This window comes from Azospirillum sp. TSH20 (assembly GCF_003115935.1).
In the GTDB taxonomy this organism is placed as follows: Bacteria; Pseudomonadota; Alphaproteobacteria; order Azospirillales; family Azospirillaceae; genus Azospirillum.
Window position 1 is genome coordinate 1 of sequence record NZ_LGQU01000141.1, and the last position, 19432, is coordinate 19432.

Consider the following 19432-nt stretch of genomic DNA (forward strand, 5'->3'; position numbering starts at 1 on the left):
CCCCGCCGATGCGGCGGAGGCGGCGGAGACGCTGGCCCGCGGACTGGCGGGGGGCGAGACGACGGCCGGTGCGGCGGCTTCCGGTGGCGAGGCGGACGCTTTCCCCTGGGTGACGGCGCTGACGGTGGAAGAGCGCGCTGCCGTGGGCGAAGGCGCGCTGACCGTCATCGACTACAGGCCCGATCCGGAGTGCTTCTTCACCGGCGACGACCCGCTGGCGCTGTTCCGCCGGGTACCCGATCTCCGGCTGCTGCGGATCGAGCCGGCGGAGCCGCTGCCGCCTTTGGCCCGGATGGACCCCTACCGCTGCATCCTGCGCTTTCGCGCCCTGAGCGGCGCCAGGGTGGAGGCGGTGACGCCGGTCTTCCGCAGCGTGCCCGATCAGGTGCGGATCGGCAGTGTCACACTGGCGTCTGCCGCCGTATCGCCTGCCGTGACGGTGCCTGCTGCCGCGCCGCCGGATTCGCTTGCGGCGGCGATGCTGGAGGAGCAGGCGCGCATCCTCGACCTGCCCGGCAGCCCCGCCGAACGAGACTCCCGCCGCGCCGCGGTGGCGCGGGCGGTCGCCGCGATCCTGACGGCGCTGGGGCGGCCGACGAAGCGCGACGCCCTGGGTGCCGCCTGTGCCGACGCCCGCACGCTGCGCCGTTTCCTAGCCGATGGACCTGTGGAAAAGCCGGTGATGGCCGAGCCGCAGCCCGCCACCGCACCTGTCCCCCGCCGCGCCCTGCGGGTGGAGCCGGAACGGATGGACGCGCTGATGGCGCTGGTCGGCGAGCTGTCGGTGGTGAAGGGACAATTGGGACCGCTGGTCCGCCGCGCCGGGGACGGCGAGATGGCCCGCGACCTGAAGAGCTTTTCCGCCCGGCTGGACAGTCTGGTCGGCGACCTGCGCCATGCGGCGCTGCGGCTTCGGCTGCTGCCGCTGGCGCGCGTGTTCGATCCGCTGCCCCGGCTGGTGCGCGACACCGCCCGCCGGCTGGACAAGACGGTCGAGCTGGTGCTGGAAGGCGCGGAGACGGAGGCCGACAAGGACATCCTCGACGTGCTGGGCGAGCCGTTGCTGCATCTGGTGCGCAACGCGCTGGACCACGGCATCGAGACGCCGGAGCGGCGGGCTACATCCGGCAAGCCGCCGGCCGGCACGCTGCGGGTCCGCGCCTTCCAGGACAAGGGCGGTGTGGTGGTGGAGGTATCGGACGACGGTGTCGGCATCGACCCGGCGGCGATGCGCCGCGCCGCCGTCGCCAAGGGACTGCTTGAGCCGAACGCCGCGGCGGCGCTGAACGACGCCGACGCGGTGCGGCTGGTCTTCGCCCCCGGCTTCAGCACCGCCGGCAGCGTGTCCGACCTGTCCGGCCGCGGCGTCGGCATGGATGCGGTGCGGGCAGCGGTGGAACGCGCCGGCGGCCGGGTGGAGATCGCGTCCACCCCGGGCAGCGGCACGCGAGTGCGCCTGTCGCTGCCCTTGACGCTCAGCATCACCCGCGTCGTGGTGGTGGAGGCGGCGGGATCGCTCTACGGCATCCCGGTGGCGCTGGTCGGCGGCGTCCAGCGGGTGCCGCGGGCCGAGATCCGCTCGGTGAAGCGGGCGGAAAGCGTCGTGGTGCGCGACCGGGTGGTGCCGCTGGTCCGCCTGCGCCGCCTGCTGGCCCAGCCCGACGACGAACGGGTGCGCGAGACCGTTTGCGTGGTGCTGGCCGAACTGGGCGACGGGCCGGTCGCGGTGGCGGTGGACGATGTCGGCGAGCGCGCCGACGTGGTTCTGCGCCCGATGACCGGGGTTTTGCGCGGCTTGCGCGGCTATGCCGGCACGGCGGTGCTGGGCGACGGCCGGCTGATCCTGGTGCTCGATTTGCGGGAGCTGTTGTGATGCCGATCCGCTATGACGCCGACCTCGCCCGTTTCGAGGCCGCCTGCACGGTGGAGGACGCCCTGCCGCTCGCCGAATGGCTGGAGGCGACCGCCATGCCGTGGGTGGATCTGTCCGCCTGCACGGACCTGCACACGGCGCTGCTGCAATTGCTGATGGCGGCAAGGCCGGTGGTGGCCGCCGGGCCGGAGGATGCATTTTTGGCGCGCGTCATCTCCCTCTCCCCCCCGGGGAGAGGGCCGGGGTGAGGGGGATGCATTTCAGGATTTTTGGGAAGGGCTGCCGCGCGACCCCCTCACCCTAACCCTCTCCCCGGGGGGGCGAGGGGACCATTTCCTCCCACCGGTCCCTGAACACCAGATCCTCCAGCGGCAGGCGCTTGCGCCAGCCTTTGGTTTCCAGCTCCGGCGTCGCCTCGAAATGGGTGACGTGGCCGATGCAGAGATAGGCGATCGGCACGATCCGTTCCGGGATGCCGAGCGCCGCCTTCAGCGCATCCTCATGGAGGATGCTGACCCAGCCCACCCCAAGACCTTCCGCTCTTGCCGCCAGCCACAGGTTCTGCACGGCGCAGACGCAGCTGTAGAGGTCCATCGCCGGCATGTGGGTGCGGCCCAGCACCACCGGGCCGGAGCGCTCGCGGTCGCAGGTGATGCAGAGATTCACCGGCGCCTCGCGGATGCCCTCCAGTTTCAGGCGGCTGTAGAGGCTGCGGCGTTCGCCCTCGAACATCGCCGCCGCTTCTTCGGTGGCGCGGGCGAAGTCGGCGTGGATGCGCGATTTCACGGCCGGGTCGGTGATGACGATGAAGTTCCACGGCTGCATGAAACCGACCGACGGCGCGTGATGGGCGGCCAGCAGGACGCGGTTCAGAACCTCGTCGGGCACCGGGTCGGGGCGGAACTGCCCACGCACGTCGCGGCGGGAGAAGATCGCCTTGTACAGAGCGTCGCGCTCCGCCGGGGTGAAATCCTCCTCCATTCTCACCCCCGCGCGATCAGGTGGACGAAAGACCCCAGCGCCAGCCCGCGTCGGCTGCCCAGCGCACCCAGGTCGCCGCCATCCGCCGCCGTCGCATGCAGCAGCGGCGCATCGTCACCGCGCGACAGCGTCGAGGCATAGTGGAACTCGTGCCCCATCAGCGGAGTTCCTGCCGCACCCAACGGTCCGTCCGCCAGCAGGGACGCCCGGCGATAGCCCAGATGCAGCCGCCGCTTGGCGAAGGAGGTGCGCACCCCCAGCAGCCCGGTCATCGGGTGGGTGACGCCGTCGGCATCCTCCAGCGTCTCCCCCATCACCATGTAGCCACCGCATTCGCCAAAGACCGGCACCCGCTCCGCCGCCGCACGCAGGCCGTCGCGGAAGATGTGGTTGGCGGCGAGGCGGCCGGCATGCAGCTCCGGATAGCCCCCGGGCAGATAGACGGCGTCGGCGTCCGCCGGCGGTGCCTCGTCCGCCAGGGGAGAGAAGAAGCGCAGCTCCGCACCCGAAGCCTGCCAGCCGGCGGTGAGGTGCGGATAGACGAAGGTGAAGGCGGCGTCCCGCGCGATGGCGACCCGCTGCCCCAGCGGCGGCAGGGCGGGGGCGTCGCTGCCGCGTCCGGCCCGTGACGGCTTGGCCAGCGCGACGACGCGGTCGAGATCGACATGCTCGGCGACGAAGCGGCCCAACGCCGCCAGCCGGTCGGCCAGCCCCTCCGTCTCGTCGGCCTGGACGAGGCCGAGATGACGCTCGGGCAGGCTGAGGTCGGGTGCACGGGGCAGAGCGCCCAGCAGGGGGATGCCCAGCGCCTCGATGGCGTTGCCGGCCAGCGCGGTGTGGCGGGGGCTGCCGACATTGTTCAGCACGACGCCGCCGATGGTCACGTCGTCGCGGTAGGTGGCGAAGCCCTTGACCAGGGCTGCGGCCGACTGCGACTGGCCCTTGGCGTTCACCACCAGCAGGACCGGCCAGCCGGTGCGTGCCGCGATCTCCCCCGTCGATCCGGTGCCGGTGGCGCCGACCCCGGCGACGCCGTCGAACAGGCCCATCAGCGCCTCGCAGACCAGCAGGTCGGCGCCCTCGGCGGCGCGGGCGGCCAGTCCGTCCAGCAGGTCCGGCCCCATCGCCCAGGTGTCGAGGTTCACGCTCGGCCGGCCGGTGGCGGCGCGGTGGAAGGCCGGGTCGATATAGTCCGGCCCCGACTTCACCGCCCCGACCGCGACGCCGCGGGCGCGGAGCGCCGCCAGCAGGCCCAGCGTCAGCGTCGTCTTGCCGGTGCCCGAGGCCGGGGCGGCGATGATCAGGCCGTCAGTCATTCTTCCCCCTGGCATTTTGCAGCGCCGTTTGGGTGGGAAGCCATTCCAGCGCCGGGCGCAGCCGGACCACCTCGCCGATCACGATGATGGCCGGCGGCTCCAGGTCGCTGGCCGCCAGATCGGCGACGCAGCTGCCGAGGGATGTGACGAGGCTTTTCTGGTTGGCGGTCGTCGCCTCCGTCACCACGCCGACGGGAGTGTCGGCGGACAGGCCGCCGGCCACCAGCTCCGCCGCGATGGTCGGCAGCGCCTTCCAGCCCATATAGAGGATCAGCGGCGCCTTGGTGGCGGCCAGCGCCCGCCAGTCCGGCCCGCCGCCCAGCGAATGGCCAGTCGCCAGGATCACCGCCTGGTTGGTGTCGCGGTGGGTCGCCGGGATACCGGCATAGGCCGGGCCGGCAATGCCGGAGGTGATGCCCGGCACGATGCGGAAGGGGATGCCCTCCGCCGCCAGCGCCTGCGCCTCCTCGCCGCCGCGGCCGAAGACGAAGGGGTCGCCGCCCTTCAGCCGCAGGACGCGGTGCCCCTCCTTCGCCAGTTCGATCAGGCGGTTGGTGATGTCGTCCTGGTGGGCGGAGGGCCGGCCCCCGCGCTTTCCGGCGAACTCCAGCCTTGCCGACGGGCCGGCGAGCGCCATGATCCGTTCGCCGACCAGCGCGTCATGGACGATGACGTCGGCTTGCCTTAGACCTTGCAGGGCCAGCAGGGTGAGCAGGCCGGGGTCGCCGGGGCCGGACCCGGCCAGCCAGACGCTGCCGGGGGCAAAGGGGACCAGGACGCTTTCGGGAATGGACGACTCAAACGACATGAACGCGGACTCGGGGCTGGAAAGCGGAAAGACGGATGGCGGGGCCGCGGGTGGGCCCGAGGGCGGCGACGGCATGCCGGAGCATGCTACACCCTTGCGCCGCGGCTGGACGACGGGAACCTGCGCCACCGCCGCGGCGCGGGCGGCGGCAGAGGCTCTGTTCGGCGGGGAGTTCCCCGATCCGGTGACCGTGACCCTGCCCGGCGGCCAGACTCCGGCCTTCGCCCTGGCGGTGACGGAGCAGGGGGAGGGGGCGGACGGACCCTGGGCCATGGCCGGCGTGGTCAAGGATGCCGGCGACGATCCCGACGTGACCCATGGCGCGCTGGTTCGGGCGCGGGTGTGGCGCGGTGCGTCCGGCAGCGGCGTGACATTCCGCGCCGGCCCCGGCGTCGGCACCGTGACCCTGCCCGGCCTGCCGTTGGCCGTCGGCGAGCCGGCGATCAACCCGGTGCCGCGCCGCATGATCGCGCAGGCGGTGGGGGAGGCGGCGGCCGATGCCGGCCAGCCGGCTGACGTGGTGGTCGAGGTCGGGGTGGAAAATGGGGAACAGCTCGCCAAGCGCACCATGAACGGGCGGCTCGGCATTCTCGGCGGGCTGTCGATCCTGGGGACGACGGGGATCGTCGTGCCCTATTCCTGTGCAGCCTGGATCGCCTCGATCCAGCGCGGCGTCGACGTGGCGCGGGCCGCCGGGCTGACCCATGTCGCGGCCTGCACCGGCGATCTGTCGGAAAAGGCGGTGGTCGCGCGCTATGGCCTGTCCGAACAGGCGCTGATCGACATGGGCGACTTCGTCGGCGGCACGCTGAAGTACCTGCGCCGACACCCCATCCCGCGCCTGACCCTGTGCGGCGGCTTCGCCAAGTTCGGCAAGCTGGCGCGCGGGCTGATGGATTTGCACAGCAAACGCAACAGTGTCGACTTCGAGTGGCTGGCCGATCGCTTGGCGGATCTCGGCGCCGGGCCGGACCTGATCGCGCAGGCGCGCGGCGCCAACACGGCGGCGCAGGTGCTGGGCTTGGCGGATGCCGCCGGCCTGCCGCTGGCCGATCATGTGGCCGAGCTGGCCCGCCGCGCCGCGCAGGATGTGCTGGAGGATGCGCCGGTCGCGGTCGAGGTGCTGGTCACCGACCGCCAGGGGCGCATCGTCGGAAGCGCTCACTCCCCCAGCCCCCGGTAACGGCGCACATGGCTGCCGTCATACAGCGCGCTGCAACGGAACTCCTCATGGCCCAGCGCCGGGCCGACCAGGATCAGCGCGGTGCGTTCCATCGGTGAGGCCGCGACCTGCGCCGCGATGTCGGCCAGCGTGCCGCGCAGCACCCGCTCGTCCGGCCATGTCGCGCGGTAGACCACCGCGGCCGGGCAATCGGCGCCGTAGAGCGGGGTCAGCCGCTCCACCACCCGGTCGATGACGTGGATCGACAGGTGGATCGCCAGCGTGGCGCCCGACGCGCCCAGCACCTCCAGCGTCTCGTTGGCCGGCATGGCCGAGGCGCGCCCCTCGGTGCGGGTCAGGATCAGCGTCTGGCTGACCTCCGGCAGGGTCAACTCCCGCCCCAGCGCGGCCGACGCGGCGGCGAAGGCCGGCACGCCGGGGGTGATGGTATAGGGGATGCCCAGTTCCCGCAGCGCGCGGGTCTGCTCGCCCAGCGCGCTGTAGACCGACAGGTCGCCGGAATGCAGCCGCGCCACGTCCTGACCGGCGGCGTGGGCGGCCTGGAACTCGCCAACGATCTCCTCCAGCGTCAGCGGAGCGGTGTCGATGATCCGCGCATCGGCGGGGGCGTGGGCGATGATCTCCTTCGGGACCAGCGATCCGGCATAGAGGCAGACCGGGCAGCGCGCGATCAGGTCGCGGCCGCGCAGGGTCAGCAGGTCGGGAGCGCCCGGTCCGGCACCGATGAAATGGACGGTCATGAACGGGTCTCCAATAGGGCGACGGCAGGCAAGGCGAGCGCCACGGTGGCGCGGGGGGTGGAGCGGCGCGGCAGCAGCAGGCGCGAACCCGGCCCGGCGGCGGCCAGCGCCGCGGCCTCCGCGACCGAGGCCAGCCCGACGGCGGCCAACACGGTGGCGGAGCGGGTGTGGACGCGGTCCTGCGCGGCCAGCATCGCATCCTCATCGATGAAGCGCAGCGGCAGGCCGAGCGCGCGGGCGGCTTCCGCCAATCCGGCCTCGTCGGCCTTCATCGCCGGGGCGGCCAATGCAGCCAACTGGCGCGCGGCATCGGGCAGGGCCGCTTCGTCGAAGGCGGCGGCGACCAGACCGGCGATCTCCTCCCAGCCGCAGCCGCGGCGGCAGCCCAGCCCGACGAAGACCGGGCCGAACAGCAGGGCATCCGACGTCAGGCGGTCCATGTGCCCTCCGCATACGGCTTCTCGGTATAAGGCTTTTCGGCCCGCCACAGTGTGACCGGCATGGCGGCGCGCCAGCCGCGGAAGCCGCCGACCGCCGAGGCGCGGGCCACCGAAATCTGGGTCAGCTCGCCGCCCAGCCGTTTGTGCGCGTCGATCAGCACCGCCTCGCTTTCCAGAGTCACCGCGTTGGCGGCGATCCGTCCTCCGGGAGGCAGGGCGTTCCAGCAGGCCGCCAGCACGCCATCCGCGGTCAGCCCGCCGCCGATGAAGATGGCGTCCGGCCGCTCCAGACCGTCCAGCGCCGCCGGAGCCTTGCCCCGCGCCAGTTGCAGGCCCGGAACGCCGAGGTTGGCGGCGTTGGCGAGGATGCGGGCGATGCGCTCCGGGTGGTGTTCGACGGCGATGGCGCGGTTGGCGGGGTCGCTCAGCATCCATTCGATGCCGATAGAGCCCGACCCGGCACCGACATCCCACAGCAACTCCCCCCGGCGCGGCGCCAGGAATGACAGGGTGACGGCGCGCAACTCGCGCTTGGTGATCTGGCCGTCATGCTCGAACCAATCGTCGGGCAGGCCGGGGGCCAGCGGCAGGACACGGGCGCCGGGGGCGGGGACGCAGTCGAGTGCGATGGTGTTGAGGTCGGCGACCCGCTCTGCGCTCCAGGCATCGGCGGTGGCCTCCAGCCGGCTCTCGCGCGGGCCGCCCATCGCCTCCAGCACCGTCAGGCGCGAGCCGCCGAAACCACGGGCGCGCAGCAGGGCGGCGAGCTTGGCCGGAGTCGTTCCGTCCCAGGAAAGAAACAGCAGCTTGGCGTTCGGTTGCAGATGCGGAACAACCTGCTCCAGCGGACGGCCATGGACGGTCAGGCAGCGGCAGTCCTGCAAGGGCCAGCCGAGGCGGGAGGCGGCGAGGCTGAAGGCGGAGGCGGACGGAATCACCGTCGTTTCCGCAGCCGGAACGAGCCGCGACAGCGTGGCGCCCACCCCGTACCAGGAGGGATCGCCGCTCGCCAGCACACAGACCCGCTGCCCACGCCGCGCCATCAGGCCGGGGAAGGCGTCGGTCATCGGCGACGGCCAGGGCAACCGTTCCTGTCCCGCAACGACCGGCACGAGATCGAGGTGGCGGCTGCCGCCATAAAGGATGGCCGCGCTTTCCACCGACGCGCGGGCGGCGGGCGACAAACCGTCCCAGCCATCCTCACCGATGCCGACGATGCTGAGCCAGCGGGCCGTTCCCATGCTATCCATGGCGCCTATCCTGACGGGTGGGGAGGGGGACATGGTCAAGGCGCTGATGGTCAAGGTGCTGATCCTGGGCGGCACGACGGAGGCGACGGCGTTGGCCAAGCGGCTGGCCGGCCATCCCCGCATCGACGCCCGCGTGTCGCTGGCCGGCCGCACGAAGAACCCGGTGCTGCCGCCGCTGCCGACCCGCATCGGCGGCTTCGGCGGGGTGGAGGGCTTGGCCGATTATCTGTGCGCCGAGGGCATCGGCGCGGTGATCGACGCGACGCATCCCTTCGCGGACCAGATCTCCGCCAATGCCGCCGCGGCCTGCACGCGGGTCGGTGTGCCTCTGCGTGTGCTGACCCGGCCGGCCTGGATGGCGGGGCCGGGCGACCGCTGGATCGGCGTGCCGGACATGGATGGCGCTGCGCAGGCCTTGCGCGACCTGGGCGACACCGTGTTCCTGACCATTGGCCGGCAGGAGGTCGCGGCCTTCGAGGCGATGCCCGACAAGCGCTACCTGATCCGTGCCGTCGACCCGCCGGAGCCGATGCCGGCCCTGCCGCGCATGAGACTGATCCTCAACCGTGGGCCGTTCACCGTGGAGGGCGAACTGGCGCTGATGCGCGGAGAGCGGATTGAGGTGGTGGTGAGCAAGAACAGCGGCGGACGGGCGACTGACGCCAAGCTGCAAGCCGCGCGGGAGTTGGGCCTGCCGGTGGTGATGGTGGAGCGGCCGGCCGGCAACGGCGTGGCGGAACTGCACGACGTGGATGCGGCGGTGGGGTGGCTGGAGGGGGTGGGCTGAGGCTTTTGTCCCCTCAACCTTTGCCCCCACCCTAACCCTCCCCCGCTGGGCGGGGGAGGGGACTGCCGTCGCGCTTTTGAGCAGGCGCCAATCTCCCTCCCCCGCCCAGCGGGGGAGGGTCGGGGTGGGGGCAAGTGTGTCCGCCCAGCGACCTCCGCCCATCCTCACCCCCGATAATGCCGGGGCGTGTAAACCCAACGCCCGCCATCCGCCCGTGCCACGAACCGCGTGTGCGAGGCGCCGATGATGACCAGCGTGCGCATGTCCGCCTGCTCCGACCGCACCTCGCCAAGCGTCGTCACCGTCAGTTCCTCATCATGGCGGCCGACGGCACGGCCCAGCACGATGGGGGTCTCAGGCGCGCGGATGTCGCGCAGGGCGTCGAAGGCGGCACCCAGCTGCCAGGGCCGGGCGCGGGAGATCGGGTTGTAGAGCGCGATGACGAAATCCGCCTCCGCCGCCAGACGCAGGCGCTTCAGCACCACCTCCCACGGCTTCAGATTGTCGGACAACGAAATGGCGCAGAAATCATGCCCCAGCGGCGCCCCGGCCCGCGCGGCTGCCGCCTGCATGGCCGAAACGCCGGGATCGACCGAAAGATGCACCGCATGCCACGCCTCTGGGGCGGCCGGATCGTCCAGCGCCTCGAAGATCGCGGCGGCCATGGCGAAGATGCCGGGATCGCCGCCCGACACCACCGCCACCCGCCGGCCCTGCGCCGCCAGATCCAGCGCAAAGCGGGCGCGATCCAGTTCCACCCGGTTGTCGGAGGCGTGGCGCACCTGATTTCCCGGCGGCACACGCTCGACATACGGGAAATAGCCGACGAGGTCGGTCGCCTCGGCCAGATCGCGCCGGGCCTCCGGCGTCAGCCAGTCCTCGGGTCCGGGGCCCAATCCCACAACCTTCAGCCAGCCATTGTTTTCAGGGCCACTCATCCGCGCTTGCCCTCGCCCGGAATGACGATCTGGGAGAAGTAGGGGGCGACGTCCGGCGCCTCCAGGAAGGGCATGAAGCGCTGTTCGTCCATGCTGGCGCGCTCCACGTACCATGCCCGCTCGGCCAGCCCGGCGGCGGCGATGGCGCGGCGGACCTTGGGCAGGTTCTGGCCCAGCTTCATCACCACGCAGGCGTCGGCGGCGGTCAGGGCGCGGACCAGCGACTCCTCGTCCAGCGTGCCGGGGATCACCGACAGCACGTCGTCGCGCAGCATCAGCGGGCGCGGCAGCAGGGAGGCGCTGCAGACCATGCTGGTGACGCCGGGGATGACCTCCGTCGTGAACCGGCCGGACAGCCGCAGGAACAGATGCATGAAGGAGCCGTAGAAGAACGGATCCCCCTCGTTCAGCGCGGCGACCGAACGCCCGGCGGCGAGATGCTCCGCGATGCGCCCGGCGGACTCGTCGAAGAAGGCCTCGATCTGGCGGCCATAGTCCGGGTGGGTAGGCGGCAGTTCCACCGTCACCGGATAGACCATTGGCAGCTCGATTTGGTCGGCGGTGATGGCCTGATCGGCGATGCGGCGGGCCTGGCCGCGGGTGCCACGCTTGCAGAAATAGGCGACCACCGGACAGGCGCCGATGGTGCGCACCGCCTTCAGCGTCATCAGCTCCGGATCGCCGGGGCCGACGCCGACGCCGAACAGGGTGCCGGGGGTGGGGGAGGTCTCGCTGCTCATTCCACGTCGCTCGCCAGGGCGTTGACGGCGGCGGCGGCCATGGCGCTGCCGCCGCGCCGTCCGCGGATCGCCAGATAGGGGACACCGAAGGGGTTCTCGGCCAACGCCTCCTTGCTTTCCATCGCGCCGACGAAGCCGACCGGGAACCCTAGGATCGCCGCCGGTTTCGGCGCGCCGGCCGCCAGCAGTTCCAGCAGGTAGAACAGCGCGGTCGGCGCGTTGCCGATGGCGACCACCGATCCGCCCAGCCGCTCGCCCCACAGGTCGAGCGCCGCAGCGGAGCGGGTGTTGCCGATGGTCTTCGCCAGATCGGGGACTGCGGGATCGCGCAGGGTGCAGATCACGGCATTGTCGGCCAGCAGGCGGGCGCGGGTCACGCCATGGGCGACCATCTCGCTGTCGCACAGGATCGGCGCACCGGATCGCAGCGCGGCACGGGCGGCGGTGCCGACATCGGTGGAGAACAGCAGATCCTGGGCCGCATCGACCATGCCGCAGGCGTGGATGACGCGCACCGCCACCGGCTTCAGGTCGTCGGGGATGGCGGACAGGTCGGCCTCCGCCCGGATGGTGGCGAAGGACTGGCGGTAGATGGCCGCTCCGTCGCGGATATAGTCGTAGAGCGGCTCAGGCACCGGTGGACTCCTCGGTCAACAGATCCGCGACGCGGGCCACAGCGTCGGCGGGGGACAGGCCGGTGTGCGGGGAATCGTCACCGGGTTTGGCGTTCAGGGCGACGTCATACACGCCGTCGCGGGCGGTCAGGGTGACATCGGCGATGGCGGGATGGGCGCAGCCCTTGGCGCAGCCCGACACATGCACCATTCGCACATGGTCCAGCAAGGGGCCTGCGCGGTCGGCGATGGCAAGCGCGGTCGCATGAGTGTCGGTGGTGCCGACATCGCAGCCGCCGGCGCCGCTGCAGGCGGTCAGCTTCAGCCGGCGGTCGGTGTGGGACAGGATGGCGCCGTGGGCTTTGGCAATGCCTTCGGCGTCGGCGGCAGGGGCGACGAGGAGGAGGGCGCGCCAGGGGGTGATGCGAATCTCGGTGCAGGCGGAGGCGAGCGCGGCGAGGGTGCCGGCGGTGAGACGGCCGAAGGGGAAGGCGGTGGTGAGGAAGGCCGGCGCCTTCCCAACGCAGGATTCCTTCTCCCCCCCGGGGAGAAGGTTAGGATGAGGGGGTTCGGCGGAGCCGAAGAGATCCATGAGATGCGACACTTGCCCCCACCCTGACCCTCCCCCGCTCTCAGCGGACCTACGGTCCGCCTGCCGCGTCAGCACAAAGCGGAGCTTTGTGCGAGAGCTGGGCGGGGGAGGGGATATCAGCGGGGAGAGGCGCGTTGCGAAAGGCTCCGTGCCGATTGCCGAGGCCAAGCCGGCCATGCGGCGCGGCGGTTCCGGCAATGACGCGCGCAGGTCCAGGAAAGCACGTCCCAGCGCCGACCCCACATTCGCCACATCGTCGGCCCGGCACAGTCCCAGCGGCGCGGCCTTCGCCAGCGTGCCGCCCAGCGACACCCGAAATCGCTCCGCGTCCACCGCGTCGAAGCGTACGTCCGTGCTGCTGTCCGCCAGATGGCCGATCCCGCCACCGCAGACCAGCCAACCGAATTTCGACGGCAGGCCGCGCAGAGCCGTGTCCTCCGCCAGCCGTGCGTCGAGCGTACGCGCCACCGCCCGTACGTCCATCGCCGCCGTGAGGTCCAGCCCGGCGGTGGGGGAGCACAGCACATTGCGCACCGCCTCGCTCGCTGCATCGCTGGAGACGTAGCCCATGGCGCGCAGGGCGTCGGTCACCGGCTCCAGCGCGTCGGCGGTAATGCCGCGCAGTTGAAGATTGCCGCGCTGGCTGAGGTCGATCAGACCGTTGCCGTAACGATCCCCCAAATCCGCGATGCGGCGGGCATGCTCGGCCGGCAGCACGCCGGCGGGGACGCGGACGCGCAGCAGAAATCCGTCGCCGACCTGCATTGGCGCCAGCACGCCGGGGCAGGTGCCGCGGCGTCTCGGCTGGTTGGCGACAGGGTTGGTCATACGGCGGTCTCCCGGAGGCGCCGCAGATCCTCCGCGGTGGAATTGCGGCGGGGATGCCACAGGCCGCGGTCGAGCGCCTCGCTCATGCGTGCCAGAATGTGCCGGGCGGCGGCAGGATTGGCATGCGACAGGAAGTCCCACACCTCCGCATCCTCGACGTACGCGTCATACAGCTGGTCGAAATGGGCGGGACGTACGGCGTCGGTGGTGGCAGCGAAGGCGAACAGCGTGTCGACGCCGGCCGCCAGTTCCGCCGCCCCGCGATAGCCGTGGCGCATCATCCCCTGGATCCAGCGCGGATTGGCCGCCCGGCCGCGCAGGGTGCGGGCGATCTCCTCCGCCAGGGTGCGGACGGCGAGCTTTTCCGGATCGGCGCTGTCGAGATGATAGAGCGCCGGTTCGGAGTCCTCCAGCGCGGCGGCGGCGGCGAATCCACCCTCGAACTGCATGAAGCCATCGGTGGACAGCACGTCATGCTCGCGCTGGTCCTGGTGGTGGACCAGCGCGTCGGCACCGCCAACCCGCCGGCGGAACAAGGCGGGCAGGGGGACGCCCTCCAGCCCGGCGCCATAGGCGTGGCAGCCGCCCTCCAGATAGGCGGCGCCGAAATCGGCCCGCGCCGTCCAGTCGCCGCGCGCGATCATGCCGGACAGCGCAGTGCCGTAGATTCCGGGCGCGGCGCCGAAGATGCGGGCGGTGGCCCAGCGGCGGGCATCTTCCGCAGCGGTGCCGGATGCTGCGAGGCGCTGTTCCTCCGCCCGCGCGGTGGCGGCCAGCGGGTTGGTATCGTCGGGTTCATCCAGCCCGGCGACGGCGCGCACCGCCTGGTCGAACAGGGCGATCTGCTGCGGGAAGACGTCGCGGAACAGGCCGGAAATGCGCAGCGTCACGTCCACCCGTGGACGGCCGAGCACGCCGGCCGGCATGATCTCGTAGCCGGTGACGCGGCCGGAGCCGTTCTCCCAGATCGGGCGGACACCGAGCAGGGCCAACGCCTGGGCCAGCTCGTCGCCGCCGGTGCGCATGGCCGGGGTGCCCCAGCAATCCACCACCAGCCGGCGCGGCCAGTCGCCATGGTCCTGAAGATAGCGGGTGATCAGCGCATCCGCCGCCTGCCAGCCCAGCGTCCAGGCGGTCGGCGTCGGCACCCCGCGCGGGTCGAGCGCATAGAGGTTGCGGCCGGTCGGCAGCGTGTCCGCCCGCCCGCGCGCCGGCGAGCCGCCGGGACCGGGACGGACGAAGCGGCCGTCCAGCCCGTCGAGCAGCGCCCGCATTTCCGCCTCGCCGCAGGCATCGACGGCGCTGGCGACGGCAAGCGGATCTGCCGTGCGGGCGACGGCGGCGGTCAGGCGGTCGCGGCGCTCGCCGGTCGGGCTTTGGCCGAAGACATGCAGACCGTCGCGGATCTGCAACTCCTTGATGTCGCAGAGATGGGCGTCCAGCCGCGACAGGATGGCGTCGGGATCGTCGTCGGGGCGCAGATTGCAGTCGGCGGCGACACCGGATTTCCAGGCGAGGTCGAGGATTGTCTCGCGCAGCATGCCCAGCCGCCGCGGATCCAGCCCGGTCGCCTGCGAATATTCGTCGATGGCGGTTTCCAGTGCGGCGAGGTCGCCGTAGAGGCCGGATTCCACCGGCGGCGGGGTCAGGTGACCGATCAGAACGGCGCCCAGGCGGCGGCGGGCCTGCACGCCCTCGCCGGGATTGTTGACGATGAAGGGATAAAGGGTCGGCAGGGCGCCGCCGACGATCTCCGGCCAGCAGTCGGCCGACAGCGCCACCGCCTTGCCCGGCAGCCATTCCAGCGTGCCGTGGGCGCCGATCTGCACCAGGGCATGGATGCCGACGGCATGGCGCAGCCACAGGTAAAAGGCGAGATAACCATGGCTGGGCGGGGTGTCGGGGTCGTGGTGCTGGGCGGTGGTCAGGGCACCGTGGCCGCGGCTGGGCTGCACCGCCACCACGGCGTTGCCGCAGGGCAAAACGCGGAAGGCGAAGGTTCCGTCGCGGCAGGCCGGATCGGTGGCGGGTTCGCCCCAGGTCTCGGCGATGCGAGCACGCAGCTCCGGCGGGGCGAGGCGCTCGTATTCGGCCAGCGACAGGGTCGGGGTGGGCGTGGCGGTGAGGGTTGCCATCAGCTCCGCGCCGCTGTCTGGAATTGCGGACAGGCTGTAGCCCTCGGCGGACAGGTGGTGGAGGATCGCCACCGTGCTGGCCGGACTGTCGAGGCCCACGGCATGGCCGATTCCGCCGCCGGGACCGGGATAGTCGGACAGCACCAGCGCCAACCGCCGCTCCGCCCGAGCGGTGCGGGACAGGCGGACCCAGCTGGCCGCGAGGTCGGCGGTGAAGGCCACCCGGTCGGGGATTGGGCGCAGTACGGGCGCGGCGAATTGCAGGTCGGGGTCGGGGTCGCCCACCGCCTTGAAGGCGATGGCGCGGGCGATGATGCGGCCGTCCATCTCCGGCAGCACGACGTTCATCGCGAGGTCGGACGGACCCAGCCCGCGCGATGAGGCCTGCCAGCCGGCTTCCGGCGTGGTGGAGAGGATGGCCTGCAGGACCGGACTGCCGTTGGCCTCCAGCGGCGAGCCGTCATCGCGCGCCGCCGAGAAGGCGGTGGTGTTGACGACCACGGCGGCGTTCTGCGCGGTCAGGCTGGCGCGCATCCACGCGGCACAGTCCGGCTCTTTCAGGCTGGCGACGAACAGCGGACGGGGGGCGAGGCCGCGCGTGGCCAAGGCGTCACAGAGCGCGTGGACCGGCGCAAGGTCTCCGGCCAGCAGGTGGGAGCGGTAGAAGACCACCGCGGCGACGGGAGCGTCGGCGGGGATGGCACCGCTCCAGCCGTCATAGGCGCCGAAACGCGGGACCGGGGCGGGGTCGTCATGGGGCAGGGGCTTGCCGGCCAGCGTCGCGGCGCAGGCCAGCAGATGGGCCATGTTGGCCGGGCCGCCCTCGGTGAAGTAGCGCCAGAGGCGGTCGGCGGCGTCTGGCGGGACCGTGCCGTAGGCGGTGAGGTTGGGGTCGGGCTGCGCCTCGCCGGGCAGGACGGCCAGCGGGATGTTGCGCTCGCGGCAGAGCGCGGAGAGGCGGTCGAGGCCGTAACGCCAATAGCCGCTGCCGCCGAGCAGACGCAGGACCACCAGTTTCGCCTTGGCAACGATGTTCTCGGCGTAGAGATCGACCGACAGGGGGTGACCGAGCCGGTTGAGGTTGGCGAGCCGGAGGCTGGGCAGCCGGTCGCGTGCCGAGCGCCACGCGGTGGCGAGCGCGGTCAGGTCGCTGTCGGAAAAGGACAGCATGACGAGGTCGGCCGGCGTCTGCCCCAGATCTTCCGCCTGGGGGCCGGCGTCCAGTTCGTCCTGGCGGGCGGCGAGCAGGTGCATGGGTGTCCGCGGATACGTTCAAGGAGTGGAGGCCACTTGCCCCCACCCTAACCCTCCCCCGCTCTCGCGGGGGAGGGGACTAAGCGCTTGTGCGGCGGAGTACTTGTCCAGAAAAACGGCGGCAGTGCCTCCCCCGCAAAAGCGGGGGAGGTTAGGTGGGGGTCTAACTCCGCACCGAGCCTAAACCTTACCCAACAACCGCCCTAATCACAGCATCGCGGTCCAGCCCGGTCTCGCCGATCACCACCAGACGGCTGCGGCGCTCCTCGCCGGGCTTCCACAGGCGGTCGTAGTGGGTCTGGATGCGGGTGCCGACGCCCTGGACCAGCAGGCGCATCGGCTTGCCGGGCACGTCGATGAAGCCCTTCAGGCGCAAAACACCATGCAGGCCGGCGACCTGTTCCAGCGTCATCGCCAGACGGGCGGGGTCGGGCTGCGACGGCAGCTCCACCACGAAGCTGGTGAAGTCGTCGTGGTCGTGACCCTCTTCGTCGTCATGGTGGCTGGGACGGTTGGCGAGGTCGTCCTCCACCGCCGCACCGACGCCGAGAAGGACCAGCGGATCGACGGCGCCCTGCGACGCGCGGACCAGCTTGGCGTCGCGGCCGACCGTGTGGTTGAGGGCGCCGCGGATCAGTTCCTCGACACGGGCGAGGTCGCCGGCGGCGACCAGATCGGTCTTGTTGACGACGATCAGGTCGGCGCAAAGCAGTTGATCCTCGAAGACCTCTTCGATCGGCGTCTCATGATCGACTGTGCCGGCGGCATCGCGCTGAGCCTCCAGCGCCGCGGGATCGGGGGCGAAGCGGCCCTCCGCCGCCGCGGCGGCGTCCACCACGGCGATGACACCGTCGACCGTGACCCGCGTCTTGATCGCCGGCCAGTGGAAGGCCTGGACGAGCGGCTTCGGCAGGGCGAGGCCGCTGGTCTCGATCACGATGTGCTCGGGCGGTTCCGGCCGGGCCAGCAGCTTTTCGATGGCCGGGACGAAGTCATCGGCGACGGTGCAGCACAGGCAGCCGTTCGCCAGCTCGATCACGTCGTCTTCGGTGCAGGTCGGGTTGCCGCAGGCGCGCAGGATGTCGCCGTCGATGCCGACATCGCCGAACTCGTTGATGATCAGCGCCAACCGGCGGCCCTCGGCCTTTTCCAGCAGGCCACGGATCAGCGTGGTCTTGCCGGCGCCGAGGAAGCCGGTGATGACGGTCGCCGGGACTTTGCCGGCGGCCGTTTTCGCAAGTGCGGACATGGACTTGTTTCCTTAACGCGCGCCGGGCTGGACCCGCAGGGCCGGGCGGGACTCGGTATCGCGGACCAGACCGCTCATCAGCCAGCCGCAGGTGGCGCCCAGGATCGCCCAGAACAGGGCGGCCCCGCCGAGAGAGGCGGTGACGAAGCGGGCGGCCAGTTCCGGCGGAACCGCACCTTCGGCGCTTTCCGGATGGGGCGCGCCGATCAGATGGGGCAGGGCGGCAGCCAGGATGGCGGCGGCGATGACCAGACGGTTGCGGGCGAAGGCGAGCGCGGCCATGCCGACGCCGGCCCCGGCGGCGGCGGACAGCCACCAGAGCTGGCGCAGCTCAAGCTCCGCCCCGGCCATACCCGGCAGTTCCGGGGCCAAGCCGAAGGAGGGCGCCAGCGAGACGGCGACGAAGCCGCCCATGCCCCACACCAGCCCGCGCCGCGCATCGATCGGCCGGCCGGCCAGCAGAATCGCGGCACCCAGCAGCAGCGCATAGGCGACGCCGGTGAGCAGGTTGGCGACGATGGTCAGGCCGATGCGCTGCATCGCCTCGTCCAGCGTGGTCGGCACCCCCTCGCCGATCTCGCGCACGGGGCCGTGCTGGTGCGACGGCGCAGGCGCGCCGGCAGGCGCCGCCGAGACCGCAGGAGGCGGAGTGACCACCTCATACTTCTCGGCTTCGAGGATCAGCGGGACAGTCGTCGCCTGCTGAACGACGGACGCGGCCGTGCCGGAGAGCACGCCCGCGACCAAAGCGGCTGTGAACAGCCGCCGGATCAGATCCATGACCCGCTGCTTAGTGGCAGGGGAACGCGAAGGAGTGACGGGCGTCGTGGGCCGCGTCGTGGATCTGCTGCGGCTGGGCGAAGCCGACGCCGTACAGCAGGAAGCTGCCGAGCAGGATCGCGGCAAAGGCGGCGACCGCGGTCTGGGCGGTGCTGCGGGTCGCGGAACCGGCGGCGGTATCGATCGAACGGGTGGTCATCGAAGACATCCTTGCTCTCCCGCCACACCCGGCGGGGTTGGGAAAGGTTGGTACGTCCGCCGGCAGGTTTCCTGGCTCGCGGGTCGCCGCATCGCCGTCCGCCTTCCCGGCCCTTTGAAGGCCAGTGGCATGATGGACGGGATGCTCGCCGCTTACAGTTGCGGGGGCAGCCGCGGCATTGGCGCTTCCAAAGAAGCTCCGCACCGCATTCCCTATTATCCCCGCCGCCCGTCAGGACGGGCAGGGCACCGTCGGACGGCCACCATCGCAGTGCCGTGCGCGTTTGGCAAGCCCACAATAAGGCGTCTGCCGCACGGACGGTCTTGCGTACCGACATTTTGGATGCTGTCATGTTTCGCGGACAGAGTGTCCGGAAATCCGACACTTTCCGGTGCTAAGGTGAGCCAGCGGATGGAGGGTGCTGCAGCAAAACCGGCGGAGAAACAACGGGGCCGATGGCCCGACCGAAGCGAACCCGGCCGTGGCACGCTTTGTGCGTACAACAATCGGTGAAACGTCCCGCCGCATGGCGGCCCCGACATGCGTTGTCGGAAATAAGCCCTGGGCTTGGAGCCCGGACATAAGGACGAATGGGAGGAGAATTCGCGACCGATGAACGCCGCACCGAACGACGACATCATCCTGGAAGCGCGCAACCTGACGAAGGAGTTCAAGGGGTTCGTGGCGGTGAAGGAGGTGAACCTTCAGGTTCGCCGCGGCACCAT

The 19432-nt window shown here is 71.4% G+C and carries 18 protein-coding genes, 1 pseudogene and 1 riboswitch; of the genes and pseudogenes, 5 read left to right on the plus strand and 14 right to left on the minus strand.

Annotated features, from left to right (window positions below):
• Nucleotides 1–1873 (plus strand): ATP-binding protein (locus TSH20_RS30755; RefSeq protein WP_109493013.1); only part of this gene is annotated, 1873 nt, incomplete at its 5' end.
• Nucleotides 1873–2121: a hypothetical protein gene (locus tag TSH20_RS30760; RefSeq protein WP_109155630.1), complete on the plus strand. Its 249-nt coding sequence runs from the start codon at nt 1873–1875 to the stop codon at nt 2119–2121. The genes TSH20_RS30755 and TSH20_RS30760, both read left to right, overlap by 1 nt.
• A gap of 52 nt (nt 2122–2173) precedes the next feature.
• Here the strand turns inward: TSH20_RS30760 and bluB are convergent, their stop codons facing one another.
• Genes bluB through cobA form a run of 3 tightly spaced genes read right to left on the minus strand, consistent with a single transcriptional unit; the run spans nt 2174 to nt 4978 of the window.
• Nucleotides 2174–2854 (minus strand): 5,6-dimethylbenzimidazole synthase, encoded by a 681-nt coding sequence (bluB, locus tag TSH20_RS30770; protein ID WP_109155629.1) that lies wholly within the window; start codon nt 2852–2854, stop codon nt 2174–2176.
• A gap of 2 nt (nt 2855–2856) precedes the next feature.
• Nucleotides 2857–4170, minus strand: coding sequence for a cobyrinate a,c-diamide synthase (locus TSH20_RS30775; RefSeq protein ID WP_247871114.1), 1314 nt, complete (start codon nt 4168–4170; stop codon nt 2857–2859).
• Nucleotides 4163–4978 carry a uroporphyrinogen-III C-methyltransferase gene (gene cobA / locus TSH20_RS30780; RefSeq protein ID WP_109155627.1) on the minus strand — a complete coding sequence of 272 codons (816 nt, stop codon included), beginning with the start codon at nt 4976–4978 and terminating at the stop codon, nt 4163–4165. Before cobA ends, TSH20_RS30775 begins: the two co-directional genes overlap by 8 nt.
• Before the next feature lie 73 nt (nt 4979–5051).
• Here cobA and TSH20_RS30785 point away from each other — a divergent pair, with 73 nt between their 5' ends.
• On the plus strand, nt 5052–6161 hold the full coding sequence (locus TSH20_RS30785) for a cobalt-precorrin-5B (C(1))-methyltransferase (RefSeq protein WP_109155633.1): 1110 nt from the start codon (nt 5052–5054) through the stop codon (nt 6159–6161).
• On the opposite strand, the gene cobM is transcribed toward TSH20_RS30785, so the two are convergent.
• The 3 genes from cobM to cbiE are packed head-to-tail and all read right to left on the minus strand — an operon-like array spanning nt 6140 to nt 8582.
• Nucleotides 6140–6901 (minus strand): precorrin-4 C(11)-methyltransferase, encoded by a 762-nt coding sequence (gene cobM, locus TSH20_RS30790; RefSeq protein ID WP_109155626.1) that lies wholly within the window; start codon nt 6899–6901, stop codon nt 6140–6142. The two genes, TSH20_RS30785 and cobM, sit on opposite strands and share 22 nt — an antisense overlap.
• Nucleotides 6898–7341 (minus strand): cobalamin biosynthesis protein, encoded by a 444-nt coding sequence (locus TSH20_RS30795; RefSeq protein WP_109155625.1) that lies wholly within the window; start codon nt 7339–7341, stop codon nt 6898–6900. Before TSH20_RS30795 ends, cobM begins: the two co-directional genes overlap by 4 nt.
• Nucleotides 7329–8582 (minus strand): precorrin-6y C5,15-methyltransferase (decarboxylating) subunit CbiE, encoded by a 1254-nt coding sequence (cbiE, locus tag TSH20_RS30800; RefSeq protein WP_109155632.1) that lies wholly within the window; start codon nt 8580–8582, stop codon nt 7329–7331. The genes TSH20_RS30795 and cbiE overlap by 13 nt, the downstream gene beginning before the upstream one ends.
• A gap of 40 nt (nt 8583–8622) precedes the next feature.
• Between cbiE and TSH20_RS30805 the strand changes: the two genes are divergently transcribed.
• Nucleotides 8623–9378, plus strand: a complete 756-nt coding sequence (locus TSH20_RS30805) for a cobalt-precorrin-6A reductase (RefSeq protein ID WP_247871113.1) — start codon at nt 8623–8625, stop codon at nt 9376–9378.
• A gap of 164 nt (nt 9379–9542) precedes the next feature.
• Here TSH20_RS30805 and cobJ read toward each other — a convergent pair whose 3' ends face one another.
• The 8 genes from cobJ to TSH20_RS30845 all read right to left on the minus strand — a co-directional run bounded on the left by cobJ (nt 9543) and on the right by TSH20_RS30845 (nt 18707).
• A complete protein-coding gene (gene cobJ, locus TSH20_RS30810) occupies nt 9543–10316 on the minus strand; it encodes a precorrin-3B C(17)-methyltransferase (protein WP_109155624.1) in 774 nt (257 codons plus the stop codon).
• Nucleotides 10313–11056, minus strand: a complete 744-nt coding sequence (locus TSH20_RS30815; RefSeq protein ID WP_109155623.1) for a precorrin-2 C(20)-methyltransferase — start codon at nt 11054–11056, stop codon at nt 10313–10315. Before TSH20_RS30815 ends, cobJ begins: the two co-directional genes overlap by 4 nt.
• A complete protein-coding gene (locus tag TSH20_RS30820) occupies nt 11053–11691 on the minus strand; it encodes a precorrin-8X methylmutase (RefSeq protein WP_109155622.1) in 639 nt (212 codons plus the stop codon). The genes TSH20_RS30815 and TSH20_RS30820 overlap by 4 nt, the downstream gene beginning before the upstream one ends.
• Complete coding sequence (cobG, locus tag TSH20_RS30825) at nt 11684–13090, minus strand: precorrin-3B synthase (RefSeq protein WP_109155621.1); 1407 nt, start codon at nt 13088–13090, stop codon at nt 11684–11686. Before cobG ends, TSH20_RS30820 begins: the two co-directional genes overlap by 8 nt.
• Nucleotides 13087–16479: a cobaltochelatase subunit CobN gene (gene cobN / locus TSH20_RS30830; RefSeq protein ID WP_109155620.1), complete on the minus strand. Its 3393-nt coding sequence runs from the start codon at nt 16477–16479 to the stop codon at nt 13087–13089. Before cobN ends, cobG begins: the two co-directional genes overlap by 4 nt.
• Nucleotides 16480–16666: 187 nt before the next feature.
• On the minus strand, nt 16667–17728 hold the full coding sequence (cobW, locus tag TSH20_RS30835; protein WP_109155156.1) for a cobalamin biosynthesis protein CobW: 1062 nt from the start codon (nt 17726–17728) through the stop codon (nt 16667–16669).
• 12 nt (nt 17729–17740) lie between these two features.
• The gene (locus TSH20_RS30840) at nt 17741–18508 is read right to left on the minus strand and encodes a CbtA family protein (protein WP_109155619.1); all 768 of its coding nucleotides are present in this window, start codon (nt 18506–18508) and stop codon (nt 17741–17743) included.
• Nucleotides 18509–18518: 10 nt separating this feature from the next.
• Nucleotides 18519–18707, minus strand: coding sequence for a CbtB domain-containing protein (locus tag TSH20_RS30845; RefSeq protein WP_109155618.1), 189 nt, complete (start codon nt 18705–18707; stop codon nt 18519–18521).
• Between the two features lie 43 nt (nt 18708–18750).
• A riboswitch (cobalamin riboswitch) is annotated at nt 18751–18975 on the minus strand.
• Between the two features lie 344 nt (nt 18976–19319).
• Between TSH20_RS30845 and TSH20_RS35920 the strand changes: the two are divergent.
• Nucleotides 19320–19432: pseudogene (locus TSH20_RS35920) on the plus strand (ABC transporter ATP-binding protein); the annotation flags it as partial.